The sequence below is a fragment of the Nocardioides stalactiti genome (genome assembly GCF_014180715.1).
GTDB classification, from domain to species: Bacteria; Actinomycetota; Actinomycetes; order Propionibacteriales; family Nocardioidaceae; genus Nocardioides; species Nocardioides stalactiti.
Genome location: NZ_JACEFC010000108.1, coordinates 1 through 14,582, shown reverse-complemented (window position 1 = coordinate 14,582; position 14,582 = coordinate 1). Strand labels below are relative to the sequence as shown.

15 protein-coding genes are annotated in these 14,582 nt (G+C 72.1%); 8 read left to right on the top strand and 7 right to left on the bottom strand.

Annotated features, from left to right (window positions below; genetic code table 11):
• On the bottom strand, positions 1-3,059 hold a 3,059-nt coding region (locus H0487_RS17960), incomplete at its 3' end, for a DEAD/DEAH box helicase (protein WP_183095605.1).
• 132 nt (positions 3,060-3,191) lie between these two features.
• Here H0487_RS17960 and H0487_RS17955 point away from each other — a divergent pair.
• The 3 genes from H0487_RS17955 (at position 3,192) to H0487_RS17945 (ending at position 5,007) form a co-directional block, all read left to right on the top strand.
• A complete protein-coding gene (locus H0487_RS17955) occupies positions 3,192-3,731 on the top strand; it encodes a Uma2 family endonuclease (protein ID WP_246383816.1) in 540 nt (179 codons plus the stop codon).
• Positions 3,732-3,843: 112 nt separating this feature from the next.
• A complete protein-coding gene (locus H0487_RS17950) occupies positions 3,844-4,281 on the top strand; it encodes a protein-tyrosine phosphatase family protein (RefSeq protein WP_183095603.1) in 438 nt (145 codons plus the stop codon).
• Between the two features lie 60 nt (positions 4,282-4,341).
• The gene (locus H0487_RS17945) at positions 4,342-5,007 is read left to right on the top strand and encodes a class F sortase (protein ID WP_183095602.1); all 666 of its coding nucleotides are present in this window, start codon (positions 4,342-4,344) and stop codon (positions 5,005-5,007) included.
• Positions 5,008-5,022: 15 nt separating this feature from the next.
• On the opposite strand, the gene H0487_RS17940 is transcribed toward H0487_RS17945, so the two are convergent.
• Complete coding sequence (locus H0487_RS17940; RefSeq protein WP_183095601.1) at positions 5,023-6,999, bottom strand: hypothetical protein; 1,977 nt, start codon at positions 6,997-6,999, stop codon at positions 5,023-5,025.
• A 110-nt stretch (positions 7,000-7,109) separates the two neighbouring features.
• Between H0487_RS17940 and H0487_RS17935 the strand changes: the two genes are divergently transcribed.
• From H0487_RS17935 to H0487_RS17925, 3 genes are all read left to right on the top strand, one after another.
• A complete protein-coding gene (locus H0487_RS17935) occupies positions 7,110-7,745 on the top strand; it encodes a hypothetical protein (RefSeq protein ID WP_183095600.1) in 636 nt (211 codons plus the stop codon).
• A 64-nt stretch (positions 7,746-7,809) separates the two neighbouring features.
• A complete protein-coding gene (locus H0487_RS17930; protein WP_183095599.1) occupies positions 7,810-8,529 on the top strand; it encodes a hypothetical protein in 720 nt (239 codons plus the stop codon).
• 99 nt (positions 8,530-8,628) lie between these two features.
• Positions 8,629-9,228, top strand: coding sequence for a GNAT family N-acetyltransferase (locus H0487_RS17925; protein ID WP_183095598.1), 600 nt, complete (start codon positions 8,629-8,631; stop codon positions 9,226-9,228).
• Positions 9,229-9,358: 130 nt separating this feature from the next.
• Here the strand turns inward: H0487_RS17925 and H0487_RS17920 are convergent, their stop codons facing one another.
• A complete protein-coding gene (locus H0487_RS17920; RefSeq protein ID WP_183095597.1) occupies positions 9,359-10,399 on the bottom strand; it encodes a DUF418 domain-containing protein in 1,041 nt (346 codons plus the stop codon).
• A gap of 362 nt (positions 10,400-10,761) precedes the next feature.
• Here H0487_RS17920 and H0487_RS24375 point away from each other — a divergent pair, with 362 nt between their 5' ends.
• Together H0487_RS24375 and H0487_RS17910 are read left to right on the top strand one after the other, a co-directional pair.
• Positions 10,762-11,274 carry a TetR/AcrR family transcriptional regulator gene (locus H0487_RS24375; RefSeq protein WP_183095596.1) on the top strand — a complete coding sequence of 171 codons (513 nt, stop codon included), beginning with the start codon at positions 10,762-10,764 and terminating at the stop codon, positions 11,272-11,274.
• Positions 11,271-11,936: a GAP family protein gene (locus H0487_RS17910; protein ID WP_183095595.1), complete on the top strand. Its 666-nt coding sequence runs from the start codon at positions 11,271-11,273 to the stop codon at positions 11,934-11,936. Before H0487_RS24375 ends, H0487_RS17910 begins: the two co-directional genes overlap by 4 nt.
• Positions 11,937-11,961: 25 nt before the next feature.
• On the opposite strand, the gene H0487_RS17905 is transcribed toward H0487_RS17910, so the two are convergent.
• The 4 genes from H0487_RS17905 to H0487_RS17890 all read right to left on the bottom strand — a co-directional run.
• Complete coding sequence (locus H0487_RS17905) at positions 11,962-12,546, bottom strand: TIGR03086 family metal-binding protein (protein WP_183095594.1); 585 nt, start codon at positions 12,544-12,546, stop codon at positions 11,962-11,964.
• Complete coding sequence (locus H0487_RS17900; protein ID WP_246383815.1) at positions 12,543-13,058, bottom strand: SRPBCC family protein; 516 nt, start codon at positions 13,056-13,058, stop codon at positions 12,543-12,545. Before H0487_RS17900 ends, H0487_RS17905 begins: the two co-directional genes overlap by 4 nt.
• The gene (locus H0487_RS17895; protein WP_183095593.1) at positions 13,055-13,453 is read right to left on the bottom strand and encodes an ArsR/SmtB family transcription factor; all 399 of its coding nucleotides are present in this window, start codon (positions 13,451-13,453) and stop codon (positions 13,055-13,057) included. The genes H0487_RS17900 and H0487_RS17895 overlap by 4 nt, the downstream gene beginning before the upstream one ends.
• A gap of 33 nt (positions 13,454-13,486) precedes the next feature.
• A partial coding sequence (locus H0487_RS17890; RefSeq protein ID WP_183095592.1) for an aminotransferase-like domain-containing protein occupies positions 13,487-14,582 on the bottom strand: 1,096 nt, incomplete at its 5' end.

Sequence of the window (14,582 nt, the reverse complement as noted above, 5' to 3'; positions counted from 1 at the left end):
GCCAGCGGGTCGTCGACGGGCTCGGTGAAGGTCGCGGGCGTCCCGGGCGGGACAGGGATCCCGAGCCCGTCGCGCAGGCGGGCGACGTCCTCGACGACGGCCCAGGCGTCGCCGTACGGCATCCGCACCGGCACCAGGCGGCGCGCGGCGGTGAGGTCGGCCAGCCAGTCGGCGACCGCTGCGTCGGGCACCGTGCGGGCGACGGCCTCGTCGAGGGTCAACGGGCCGAGCAGGCGGACCAGGTCGACGACGCCCTCGGCGTCGCGCGCCCGTCGGTCGGGGGCCACGCGCTGGAGCTCGGCCTCGACCTCGGCGAGGACGTCGGGGTCGAGCAGCTCACGGAGCTCGGCCCGACCGAGCAGCTCGGCGAGCAGGCCCTGGTCGAGGGCGAGCGCGGCCGCCCGGCGCTCGGCGATGGGGGAGTCGCCCTCGTAGACGAACTGGGCGACGTAGCCGAACAGCAGCGTGCGGGCGTAGGGCGACGGGGTCGAGGTCTCGATGTCGGTGACAGTGACCTCGCGGCGCTGCACCCGCGACAGCAGCGTGGTGAGGGCCGGGAGGTCGTAGACGTCGTTGAGGACCTCACGCACCGTCTCGAGGACGATCGGGAACGACGGGTAGCGGGCGGCGACCTCGAGCAGGGCGGCGGCGCGCTGCCGCTGCTGCCACAACGGGCTGCGCCGCCCGGGGTCGCGGCGCGGCAGCAGCAGCGCCCGCCCCGCGCACTCGCGGAACCGGCTCGCGAACAGCGCCGAACCGCCGACCTCGCGGGTGACGATCCCCTCGATCTCGTCGGGCTCGAAGGCGACCAGGTCCGCCGTGGGTGGTTCGGCGTCGCTGTCGGGGATCCGGATGACGATGCCGTCGTCGGAGGCCATCGCCTGGCTGCCCTGGCCGGCGAGGCCGTAGCGCTCGCGGAGACGAGCGTTGATCGCGAGCGCCCAGGGCGCGTGGACGGCCGTGCCGTAGGGCGAGTGGAGGACCAGCCGCCAGTCGCCGAGCTCGTCACGGAAACGTTCGACGAGGAGGGTGGTGTCGCTCGGGAGCAGCCGGGTCGCCTCGACCTGCTCGCGGACGTAGCCGACGAGGTTGGACGCCGCGTTGTCGTCGAGCCCCTCGGCGGCGGCGCGGGCGAGGGCCTTGGCCTCCGGCAGCGCGGCGAGCTCGCGGGTGAACGCGCCGACCGCCTCACCCAGCTCGGCCGGCCGGCCGAGGGTGTCGCCCTTCCAGAACGGGAGTCGGCCAGGGACGCCGGGGGCGGGCGAGACGAGCACCCGGTCGTGGGTGATGTCCTCGATCCGCCAGCTGGTTGCCCCGAGCGCGAAGACGTCGCCGACTCGACTCTCGTAGACCATCTCCTCGTCGAGCTCGCCGACCCGGCGGCCCGGTCCGTCCCCTCCGACGAGGAAGACCCCGTAGAGGCCGCGGTCGGGGATCGTGCCGCCGCTGGTGACGGCCAGTCGCTGGGCGCCCGGCCGACCGGCGAGCCGCCCCGTGACCCGGTCCCAGGTGATCCGCGGGCGCAGCTCGGCGAACTCGTCGCTCGGGTAGCGCCCCGCGAGCAGGTCGAGGACGGCTTCGTAGGCCGAACGAGGCAGCCGGTCGTAGGACGCCGCGCGGCGGACCACGTCATAGAGCTCGTCGACGTCCCACTCGTCGAGGGCGGTGGCCGCCACGACCTGCTGGGCGAGGACGTCCAGCGGGTTGGCCGGGACGCGGAGGGCCTCGATGCCGCCGGTCCGCATCCGCGCGACTGAGACCGCCGCCGGGGCCAGATCGCCGCGGTGCTGGGGGAAGAACACGCCCTTGGAGGTCTCGCCGACCTGGTGGCCCGCCCGTCCGACGCGCTGGAGCGCGCTCGCGACGCTCGGCGGGGACGCGATCTGGAGGACCTGGTCGACCGCACCCATGTCGATGCCGAGCTCGAGGCTGCTGGTGGCGACGACCGCGGGGAGCCGGCCGGCCTTGAGGTCGTCCTCGATCTGGGCGCGCTGCTCCTTGGAGACCGAGCCGTGGTGGGCCTTGGCGAGCAGCGGGGCAGCGCCGGCGGCGGCACCGGACTGGGCGAGGATCTGGGCCGGGGGCGCCACTCCGTCCGCGCTCTCTCCGGTCGCGATCTCGTTGAGCCGGGCCGTGAGTCGCTCGGCCGTGCGCCGCGAGTTGGCGAACACGATGGTGGAACGGTGCTCGCCGATGAGCTGGGCGACCCGCTGCTCCACATGGGGCCAGATGCTGTTGCTGCGCCGGCCGACGCTCTCGCCGAGGTCGTCGTACTCCTCGACCTCGGGGCGGCCGCCGTCGGGCTCGGTCATGTCCTCGACCGGGACGACGACCTGGAGGTCCCACTGCTTGTGCGCCGGCGGGGCCACGATCTCGACCGGGGCCCGGCCCCCGAGGAACCGCGCGACCTCCTCGGTGGGGCGGACCGTCGCCGACAGGCCGACCCGCTGGGCGGGCTGGGGGAGCAGCGCGTCGAGCCGTTCGAGGGTGAGGGCGAGGTGGGCACCGCGCTTGGTCCCGGCGACCGCGTGGACCTCGTCGACGATGACCGTCTCGACGCCCTGGAGCGACTCGCGGGCGCGACTGGTGAGCATGAGGAACAGCGACTCGGGCGTGGTGATGAGGATGTCGGGCGGACGGGTCGTGAGGGTCCGGCGCTCGTTGGCCGGGGTGTCGCCCGACCGGATCCCGACCCGGAGGTCGGGGAGGCCGGGGCCGCCGGGGGAGAGCCGGTCCGCGGTGTGGCGGATCCCGGCGAGCGGCGCCCGCAGGTTGCGCTCCACGTCGACCGCGAGCGCCTTGAGCGGCGAGATGTAGAGCACCCGTGTGCGGCGGGTGCGGTCGTCGGGGACAGGTGTGGTGAGGAGCCGGTCGATCGAGGCCAGGAACGCGCTGAGGGTCTTGCCGGACCCCGTCGGTGCGACCACGAGCGTGTGCTTGCCGCTGGCGATCGACGCCCACGCCCCGTCCTGCGCCGCCGTCGGCTCGGCGAACGCGGCCCGGAACCAGGTCCGGGTCGGCTCGCTGAACCGGCTCAGCGCATCGGGGGTCTCAGGCACCGCCCCATCCTTGCGCACCGCACCGACACCGCGCCGACACCGGACCTGTGGATCGACGGTTGAGGTTCACCCGCGCGCGGCGGACGCTGCGGGGCATGACGAAAGTAAAGGAGATGAGGCACGATGAGTGTCATGACGACGTTGCAGCGCGGTCATGGTCTGACGATCGACGACATCGAGTCGATGCCCGATGACGGCAACCGCTACGAGCTCATCGACGGGGTGCTGCTCGTGAGTCCGTCCCCGGCCACCCGACACCAGCGTGCGGTGTACAACCTGTGGCAACTGCTCAACGCTGCGGCACCTGACGACATCTGGGCGATGGGGGCGCCCTTCGATGTCATCCTCGGTCGACGCACCTGGGTCGTCCCGGACGTCCTCGTCGCGCCCAAGGCCGACTACGACGACAAGCGTCTGCCGGTCCCGCCGTTGCTCGCGGTCGAGGTGCTGTCGCCCAGCAACGCGATCACCGACCTCAACGTGAAGTTCGACCGCTACCGCAGGGCCGCGATCCCGTCGTACTGGGTGGTCGACCCGCGCGAGCCGCGCCTCATCGTGTGGGAGCTGCGGGGCGAGGACTACGTCGAGGTCGCCGACGTCGGGGCCGAGGAGACCTGGACGGCCACGCGGCCCTACCCGGTGACGATCACGCCCGCCCGCCTCGTGGAGTGACCCGGTCGCGGTCCGTGGCACGATGCGGGCCGTGCTCTGCCATGCCTGCTACGCCGAACCGGATGCCATGCCGGACTGCGCGGCGTGCCACGGAAGCGGCCGCGCCACCCGCATGCCCTTGTGTGACGACCCGTGGAACGAGGTCGTCCCCGGACTGTGGCAGGGCGGGCACGACGTCCGTTCCCATCGCCGCTTCGCATGCGTCGTCACCGACCAGTTCGACCTGGTCGTCAGCCTGGTCGACCGCGGGGGCTACGGGCCCGACGAGGGGGTGGAGCACCACGTCTTCCGCATCGCCGATGCCGTGGTCGACACCCTCGTCGCCGAACGTCTCCAGGAGCTGGCGACGGTCGTCGCCGCGGCTGTGCGCGAGGACCGCCGCGTCCTGGTCCGCTGCTCCGGCGGCCTGAACCGCTCCGGCCTGGTCGTGGCCCGCACCCTGGTCGAGCTCGGCCACCCGGTCTCCGAGGCCGTGGACCTGGTCCGGGCCGCGCGCGGCCCGTGGGCGCTGACGAACCCGATGTTCGTGGCGCACCTCAAGTCCTTGTAGGGCACGGGACGACCTGGCGAGGACGAGACGCACAGCCGACGACCGGGGACAATGAGTGTCGTGCGCAGCCGTCGGTCCCGGTTCGCGGCCGGCGTCGTGCTGGTCGCGGTCATCGGCGCGCTGCTGGTGTGGTGGCTGCGGCCCGAGGAGGAGCCGGACCGTGCGGCCGAGACCAGGCAGCCAGCGGCGCCGGCGCCGACGCCGACGGTGTCCTCGCCGCCGCTCGACCCGGTGCCGGGGCCGTGCGACCGGCCACCGCGCAAGCCGTTCATCCCCGAGGAGCTCACCGTCGAGGGCGTCGTCGAGGGCGCCGACGTGATCGGCGTGCCCCGCGACAGCCGTGGCGTGACCGGGGTGCTGCCGTTCGGCAACAGGTCCGACTTCGCGTGGGACCTCGGCGGGATCCGGCCGGGGAGCAAGCGCGGCAACGTCCTGCTCAACACCCACACCTGGCCAGGTGGGGCAGACGTGCCGGCCGCGGCGGTGGGCAACGGGCTGCTGGCCGGCCTGGATCGAGGCGACGAGATCAGGGTGTCCGGCGACCGCGGCGCGCTCCTCTGCTACCGCGTGACCGACCGCATCGAGATCCTGGCCACCCTCCCGTTCCCCGACTACTACGAGGACGACGGCCGGCCGAGGTTGGCGATCATCGTCTGCAGCGGTGAGCGGACCGGCCCCAGTGAGTGGACCCACCGCACCATCTGGTTCGCACGGCCGGTGGCGTGATCCGGGAACCGACGATCAGCGGCGGGTGAACGTCAAGGTCACGTCCAGCTTGTTGCGATAGATCCAGCTGGGATTGTTGCCGGGCGCGGAGTCCTCGTTGTCGGTCGTCGTGCCGCTGATCGAGATCTGGTCGACGTCGGGATCAGCCAACGACGTGTGGTCCAGCGGGATCTGCACGTACAACCAGTCGCCGAAGTTGGCAGCGTTGCGGTTGGGGCCGTCGGGACAGGTGTCGCCGCGCCCCGGGACGTGTGCGAAGTAGACGTCCAGCAGGTCGCCGTTGAGGACCAGCGAGGCCACGACGCCGTCGCCAGGCACGGGCCTGCTCCCGCAGCCGCTGGTGTCCGCCGCCTTGTCCGCCGGGCACGGGTTGTCGATGCTCCGGTACGTCGTCGTCCTCGTCGCCCGGTGATCGACGGTCCCGTCGGCCGCGACGCCGCCCGAGAAGTTGCTCGGCGGGATGAAGATGCCCCCGTTGATCCCCTTCTCCGGGATCTTGCCGGAGCCCTGGAAGGTGACCGTGCGATAGCCCTGCCAGTCGTCGGTGGAGGCGCAGTGCCCGTCGCTGACCTCGGCGTAGTCGTAGTCCCAGGTCGTCGTCTGGGTGCCGGTGATCTCGACGTCGAAGCGCACGGTCGGGTCGTAGTCCCACGAGAAGGAGCGCTGCCCGATGCCGCCCTTGGAGGTGAAGGTGATGGTGACGGTGGGCCGGTTCTCGGCGTTCCACTGGGTCGCCGGCATCTTCGCGTCGTACCAGACCTCGCCCGGCGCCAACGGATAGCTGCCCACGGTCGTCGTCTTCACGCCGTTCGCCACCGTCGCCTTGATGGTCGCGTAGCCGCTGGCGCCGCCGAGGTAGTTGACCTCGGGGAAGTTGGAGACCGTGTTGCTCGACGCCTTGACCTTGCCCTTCACCGGCTCGGTCGCGTTCTCCCGTGACTGGGGGAAGCTCGAGGAGAGGTTGAGGACGGCGCACCGGTTGGGAGTTCGCCAGCCCTTCTCCGCCTTGATGCTGCCCGCCAGGACGAGCTTCTGGAGATAGCGGACGAAGTCGTTGATCGCGGCGTTGTGCGCCTCTGCGGCGAACGGCCCGAGCGGCGGCAGGTCGGCTCGCCGTCGGATTGCTCTGGGTCGTGGGTCGTTGCTGTACGGGTCGAACGACTCGTCGACGGCGACAGTGCCGGTCGCCGGGTCGTAGTCGGCCGCCGTGCCGGCGCGATAGGAGACGACCGTGTCGCTGGCGTCCTTCAAGACCATGCCGTACTCGATCTTGATGAAGGTCTCGCCAAGGTTCGCCTGCCCGGCGACCCGTGCAGCCGCGTTGACCGGCACCTTGACGCCGTTGATCCCGACGTTCACGCGCCAGGTCGTCACCAGCGTGAAGTACCTCGACCGCTCCACCGTGGTGATCGTGCGCGAGCCGCCCAGGCCGCCCGAGGTGAAGCCGAGGGTGGACGTCGGCGAGCCCGGATCCGGGCATTGGTCCAGATGGGTGCGGATGACGTCCCGAACGGTGCTGGCGGTGCGTCTCGCCCTGTTCTTGAGCGGCTGATTCGACCGCACCGATGTGGTCCAGCGGGGCGGGGCGTCACCGGCTCGCCGCTCGGAACCCGCGACGTGCCTAGCCCCGGCCAGCGCGGTCTTCGGGCTCCCGAGGGCTGTCACCGAGCGCGCCTCGTACCGGGCGACGTTGGCGGGTGACGCGACCTTGCCGCCGAGGATCGTCCGGAGGGGTGCGATCCCCAGACCCTTGCGGACGTCGGCGTCGTCGAACGTGGTGACCACCTGTTCGGCCGCAGACTGAAGCCCATCGCCGCGACGGGTCGCGCTGGTCTGCGACGAGGCCTCGGCTGGGGGGAGGGCGGCCGACGCCTCGGCTGGTGCAGGTGACCGGGGCGCGGCCGCTCCGGGCGTCGCCGCGACCGGTGACATCAGGACGCCGACCACCGCGAGAGCGGCACCGGCAGCGGCCCATCGATTCCCCCTGGCCATGGCGTGATCCTAGCCGCGGCCCACCGCGACGGAGCGGGTTCCGAACGACTGCTGTGCGCCGCAGCGCCGTGTCCGCCGTCGGGTTGACGCGACGAGGCATGATCCCCGGCATGGACCTGGAGACGCCGGAGGAGTACTACGCCCGAGTCGCAGCGGCGACCGACGCCGAGGGTCGGCTGACCGTCGCGGTCGAGGAGATGCCGGGGTGGGACATCTACCCCTACGAGGTGGACTCGTTGCGCATCAAGCCGCTCCGGCCGCTGGACGATGCGGAACCCCCTCGCCGCGGCGAGGTTCCCGAGGAGTGCTGGTGCACCGACCCCGACGCGCAGCCCCCGGTCGGCGGTGTCGCCTGGCGCAACGAGCGCTGGCGCCTGGCCCTCGCGAGCGAGTCGAAGGTCCCGGTCTCGCTGTTCCTGGAGCCACTCGTGCACTGCGACCTGGCGACGGTGCCGGACGGTCTGGCGGGCGAGATGGGCCGGTTGGTCGTCGCGATCGCCGCTGCGGTCGAGGAGCTGCCCAGCGTCGGGCGCACCCAGCTCTACCGGTTCGGTGACGGCGGTGCCCACCTCCACCTGTTCTTCCTCGGCCGCCCGCGCCGCGTCCTCCAGTTCCGCGGCTCACCGCTGCTCGACTGGGAGGAGAACCTGCCGGCACTGCCGGTCGAAGTGCACCGCGCCAACGCGGCGTACGTCGGCCGACGACTGGTCGAGGCGTTCGGCGGCGAGGGTCCGGACTGGTTCTGAACAGTCGATCCGCCGCGCCGGCGAGCAGGCGTGACCTCGGCCCGGCCTGACACGTTGACCGGTCGTGGTCCACCGTCGGCTGATCGGCCTCCTCGCGGCTGCCGGGACGTGCGTCGCGCTGACGACGGTCCCTTCGGCGTCCGAGGCGGTGGCGAGCCGGGCCCAGGCGATCGAGTTCACCTCCACCCCGCCGTCCGGCCAGGACTGGTTCGAAGGGAAGAGCCACTACTTCCCGCAGTACGTCGCGAGTGCGACGGCGAGCTCGGGGCTGCCGATCGAGTACTCGATCGCCCCCGTGTCCGCCGACGTGTGCACGATCGTGGCCGTCTTCCGCGACGACCCGACCTGGGGATCGGGCGCGGCGATCAATTTCCGCGGTGCCGGGACGTGCACCGTCTGGGCCGACCAGCCGGGCAACGGCGACTACCTCCCGGCTCCCCGGGCCACGCAGTCGTTCCAGCTCGAGAAGGTCGAGACGTGGCTCTCGAAGGTCAAGGCCCGGAAAGGCACTCCCGGGAGGACACCGGCGACCTTCTCCGCGACGCTGAAGACCTGGGCGGCGACCAGCAGCTTCACGGTCGGGATCGAGCCCTTCCCCGACCAGGTCCTGACGTTCTCGGTCGCCGGTCGACCGGTCTGCTCCGGGACCACCGGCCACGACGGGGTCGCCACCTGTCAGGCCGTCCTGCTGCGTTCCGACCTGCTGAAGCTGCGGTTCACGGCGACCTACGCCGGTACCGACGACTACGAGCCCGTGGTCAAGAACGCCCTCTTCGGAGGCTGATCAGGCCCGCCAGTGCGGGTCGCGCCGACATCATCGCGCCGGGATCCGTCGCGACGAGCCGTCGGGTCGGTGTCCGACAGGGCGCATAGGGTCCCCCCCATGTCCGGTTTCAGCTGGCTCCCGGCCAACAACGCGTCGAGCGCGGACGTCGAGGCTGTGTTCGCCACCGGCGGCGCCGCCAGGTGCCGTTGCCAGGCGCTCAAGGTGCCCGGCTGGATCTGGCGTGACACCACTCAGGAGCAGCGGGACGCAGCGCTCGTCGAGCAGGCGGCCTGCGGAGACACCTCTGCGACGACCTCCGGTCTGATCGGGTACGTCGACGGCGTGGCGGCCGGCTGGGTTGCGGTCGAGCCGCGAGAGAACTACCCCCGACTGTGGAGCCGCAAGCAGCCGTGGATGCGCATGGATCCCGATCTCGAAGGCGTGTGGTCTGTCACCTGTTTCGTCGTGCGCGAGGGCCACCGTCGGTCCGGACTGACCTACGAGCTCGCCGCCGCCACCGTCGAGTACGGCGAGCAGGTCGGCGCCCGGGTCCTCGAGGGCTATCCGATCGAGCCGGCCCCGGGTGCCGCGGCGATCTGGGACGAGGCCTCGGTCGGGCTGCTGAAGGTCTTCCTCGCAGCCGGCTACGAGGTGCTTGCCTCACCTACCCTGCGGCGGCGGGTGGTGCGGCGCCAGCTCTCGACCACCGAGCGGTAGCGACCGGAGCCCCAGGTCCGGGAGAGCGATGCGTTGCACCACCTCGCACTGGCGGTCCAGTCCCACGAGGGCCGCGACGTCCTCGCCCGGCGGCGAGCGAGGACGAGTGCGCGCTCGCGACGTGGGGTCTTCACGGTCGACGGCCGCGGCGACGGGGCCTGCCTTCTCCGACCTCGCGCTGAGCGGACCGCCGACGCGGGTGAGGGCCACTGAAACGACGCATCAGCGCCTCGACGGGCCCGGCCCCGCGCCGTCGTCGCCAGAACCAGGCGAACAGCACCATCGTCAGCAGGTACGCGAGGGCGACCAGGCTCGCCCGGTAGAGATCGAGGTCGCCCTGGCGGGCGATCGCGGGGAACAGGAGGGCATGTCCCACGTAGGCCGACAGCGGCATGCCGCCTGCAACGATGACGGGCGCGAGTCGTCCCACCCGATCCGAACGCACGCTCAGGCACAGGGCTAGGACGAGGAGGCACGCCCCAGCGGTGGACGTCAGTGCTGCGACCGGTTCGATGCGGCCCTCCACCTCCGTCACGTCCAGACCGTTGGTCAGGGAGAGGGCGATGAGTCCCGGAACGGCGAGCAAGGCGCCGGAACGCCCGATCATGCGGACGACCGACCGGTCAGCGAGGTTCGCACGACCGATCGCCAGGCCGAGGCAGAACAGCGGAACCATCTCGCCGAGCACGAGCAGGATGTTCGTCAGGGTGTCGTCCGCCACGGGGTCGATCGCCAGCCGCAGCACGCCCGGTACGGCCACGACAGGAGCCACGACGAGCAGCAGGCGGCTGCTGAGCCTGGCGAGGAGGACGGCCAGGACGAACAGGACTCCGTAGAAGACCAGGACGAGGTCGCCCCACCCCATCAGCACGAGGAGTGCGCCGACGGTGGCGAGGAAGACGGCGCGACGCAGCAGCACCGACGTCCCCGCGTCCCTTCGCCGGACGACCAGCGCGACCCCCACGCCCGCGAGGAGGAAGAACAGCAGCCGCGCGCGGTTCGCCGGTACGCCGAGGAGGGTCTCCAGCCACGCAGCGGCCGAGGATGCCTGGTCGCCGGTCAGCTCCTGGGCGTGCACGAGGACCATGCCGGCGATCGCGACGAAGCGGGCCAGATCGATGCCGGGGATGCGCTGTGGCTCAGGGACTGGTGCCGGACCCGCGAACGTCATGTCTCGAGGGTGATCGCCGGGGCCGCGCGCCACCATCGGGGCTCGCCCTGACAGCGCCCTTCCCTTTCCCCGAGGTGCGGCTCCTCATACCGCGCTGCTCGTCGAGGACCCTGACGGTTGCCCACGACGTCACCCGTACGCCGCCTGCCACTCGCTGTAGTCGGCGATCCACTCGGCGATCGCGACCTGGACCTCGGCCCGAGCGCCGAACCGACACGGAGAGGCAGGCGCGTGCTCAGGCCGTCGCCGGAGGTGACGGCCTCGGCAATCTCGATGAAGGCGGCGCGAATCCCGCCCGCTCCGGCGGCGACTGGGTCAGCCCAGTCACCCTCGACCTACCTGACGGTAGGTAGGCTGAGGACGTGGTGCAGCGGAACGAGATCCTCGATGCGGTCGAGCGGCTCACGCTGGAGAACGGCAGGCTTCCGTCGCTCCTGGCGGTGGCCCGAGCGACCGGTCTGACCAAGCAAGGCGTCCTGCACCACTTCCCCACCCGGTCCGATCTCGACCGGGCCGTCACGGTGCGTGCCCTCGAGCAGGTCGACTCCGCGATGAGCGCAGCCAGTGCTGACGGATCGCCGATGGAAACCTACCTGCGGCTCTCCACGCCCACCGACAGCGACCGCGCCGCGGTGCTCGTCGTCACTGCCGCACTCCAGGAGTCGGGCGGCGTCGGCCTGCCCGCAGAAGTGGAGGATGCGATCGAACGCTGGCAACGTCTGCTCGCCGACGAGCTGGGCGACAGCGTGCTCGCGGAGGTCGTCCGACTGACCGGGGACGGCCTGTTCGCTGAGGCGCTGATGACCGGCCGTCCACCCGCGCCCGAGCGAGTCGACCGGCTCATCGGCCACTTTCGCGACGCGGCCTCGGCATGACCTGGACCCTCCTCGCCGCGGTGACCGGCCTGGCCGCACTCGACTCGTTGAACCCGGCCACCCTGGTCGCCATCTCGCTCATCCTCCTCGGATCTCGGGGCCGACCCGTCGCCGAGGCCGGGGCGTTCGTGCTCGGGGCGTTCGCGACCGTCTTCATGGTCGGCCTCGGGCTCTACCTGGGTGCCGAGGCCGCCGCGTCCTCGATCAGCGGCGCGCTCGTCTGGCTCCGTCGCGGCGCCTTCGGTCTGGCAGCGCTCGTGCTTCTCGTGGCTGCCGTCAGGTCGCTCCGCGTTCGTGAGCGCGCCGCTGTCGGGCTGCCGTCCTGGTTCACGCCGCTCACTGCGGTCTTCCTCGGTGTCGTCATGACGGCGGCAGATCTCCCCAATGCCTTCCCGTACTTCATCGCCATCGAACGCCTGGTCGCCGCTGACCTTGCGACGACGACCGCCCTCCTCGTCCTGGCCGGGTACGGCGTCATCTACTGCGTCCCGTGCCTCGTCCTGCTGGCAGTCGGACTGAGCAGGGGTGAGCGGGTCACCGCATTACTACGCAGGCTGCACGAGCAGTTCGGCACGCAGGCGAGCGTCCAGCCCAGCCTCGCCCGAGCGGGCGTCTACCTCCTGGGGGCCGTCGTCCTGGCCCTCATCGCGGCCTCGGTGTAGGCGTCGGCGTCCCAGGGTCGCCGGGTCACGCCCGCCAGTGCGGGTCGCGGCCGATGAAGCCGATGAGCTTGTCCTGCCACGGCGCGTCGTCGGCGACGGGGACGCGGGCGCCGTACTGGCCGCTCTGGCGCAGCATCTCGTCCATCGGCTCCATGCCGAGGAACATCGTCCGGCAGCGGTCGTCGTCGAGCCGGTCGTCCTGGCCGGTCGCGCGGGCGAGGTCCCAGGTGTGCATGAAGACGTCCTGCGTGTAGAACTGCGAGACGGCCTGGGGGAGTGGCATCGCGGGGAGCCGCGGGTGGGCGAACATGACGTCCGCCGACGCCGGGTCGTCGAGCACCGCCTGCACCGCGGCCGCGTGGTGCTCCCACGCGCCGACCGGGTCCTCGTCGACGGACGGCCCGGGCGCGAGCTCGATGTCGGAGCCGCCGGCGAGGAACGCCGGGAACCACTCCACCAGGTGTCGTACGACGTCGCGCGCCTGCCAGTCGCCGACCGGGGTCGGTGCCGACCAGCCGTCGCCCGCACTGCCCGCGACGCCGCGGACCCGGTCGCCGAAGGTGCCGGCGATGCTGCGGTGCTCCTCGGCGGGGGCGTCCGGGAGGCTCACTCGCCCGCTCCGTCCAGGCCGGCGAGGACCTCGTCGAGAGTCGCGTAGCCCTCGTTGATGCCGACCTCCATGCCGCTCGCCATCATCCCGGCCTGCGCCTCCATGGACTCGACGACCGAGGTGATCTCCAGGCGGGTGCGGCCGTCGCCGAGGTCCACCAGCACCAACGTCTCGAGGGCGACCGCGTCGGGCATCTCCTCGAACCCGAAGGTCTGCACGATCTTCTCGTTCTCCCACACCCGGTGGAAGCAGCCGTAGAAGTGGGCGATCTCCTCACCCTCGCGCAGCGCCGTGTAGCGGTACTCGCCGCCGGTGCGCACGTCCCACACGTGGATGTCCATGTCGATGGACCGTGGCCCCATCCACTGCTTGACCAGGTCGGGCTCGACGTGGGCGCGATAGACGAGCGCCGGGGGAGCGTCGAACTCGCGGGTGATCCGCACGACGGGGATGTCGGGGTCGGCCTCGATCACGGCCTCGGGTCGGGTCCTGCTGTTCATCCGCGTGCTCATCCTGCTGCTCCTCGCTGCTCGTTGTCGTTGATGTCGTCGGACGCGGCGCCGCTCTCGCGGCCCTGCATCCGGTCGAGGAGGGCGTCCAGGCGCTGGTAGCGCTCCTCGGCCTGCGCTCGGTAGCGCTCGATCCACTTCGTCATCAGGTCGAAGACCTCCGCGTCCAGGTGCACGGGCCGCCGCTGGGCGTCCTTGGTGCGCCGGACCAGCCCGGCGTCCTCGAGGACGGCGATGTGCTTGGAGACCGCCTGGAGCGAGACGTCGTACGGCGCCGCGAGCTCGCTCACGGACGTCCCGTCGAGCGAGCCGGCCGCGAGCCGGGCGACCAGGTCGCGCCGGGTCGGGTCAGCGAGCGCGGCGAAGACCCGTGACAGCCGGTCCTCGTGTTCAACCATGTGGTTGAGTAGATCACTTGTTCAGGGTCGTTGTCAACCAATCGGTTGAGCAATGGCCCTCAGGCCCCGCTGGATCGCCGCGAGTGCCCGGTCCAGCTCGGCGTCGGTGACGCCGCCGAAGCCGACGACCAGGCCGCTGAGCCGCGCGGAGCGGCAGTAGTTCGAGATCGGGGCGACCTCGAACCCGGCGTCCCGGGCCGCGGCGCGAGCCGCCCGCACCGAGGCCGGCGGCATCAGCCAGGTCGCGTACATCCCGGCAGCAGGTCCGGCCGGCGTCCCGTACGGCGCGAGGGTCGCTGCGACCCGCGGCGCGCGGTCGGCGTACACCCGTCGCGCGGTGCGGACCACCTTGTCGACCCAGCCCTCACGCAGCAGCGCCAGGAGTGCCCGTTGGGTGGGCCACGAGGGCATGTCGTAGGTCTGTTCACGGTGCGCGACCAGCGCCCGGAGCGCGTCCGGCGGCGGCACCATCCAGCCGATCCGCAGGCCGGGTCCGACCGACTTCGACGCGGTCCCGAGATAGGCGACCCGGCTGCGGTCGAGCGACGCGAGCGCCGGGATCGGGGCGACGTCGTAGCGGAACTCCGAGTCGTAGTCGTCCTCCACGATCACCGCGTCGTGCTCGGCCGCCGACGCCAGCAGCGCGAGCCGGTCGGCCGCTGGCATCACGTGGCCGAGGGGGTGCTGGTGCGCCGGGGTGACGTAGGACGCCGCCAGCCCGCGCAGGTCGGGGGTGCGGCCCGGCACCTGGTCGACGACAGCGCGCCCGGCCGCCCGCACGGTCTCGACCGCGGCGCGGTAGCCGGGGTCGTCGACCCCGACCGGTCCGGGCGGGAGGTGTGGGAGCAGCTGGCGCAGCCCGTCGGTGGTGCCTGCGGTCAGCAGCACCTCGTCCGGGTCGACGGCGAGTCCACGGGTGCGGGCCAGCCGGTCGGCGATCGCGACCCGGAGCTCGGCGATGCCGCGCGGGTCGGGGTAGCCCGCAGGCGGGGTGAGGGCGGAGACCTCCCGCCACGCCCGACGCCAGCCGTCGCGGTGGCGGGGGTCGATCCACGGGGAGCCGAGGTCGAGGGTGACCAGGTCGGGGGCGACCGAGCGCGGCGGACGGGGGCCGGCGACGGCGGCCGGG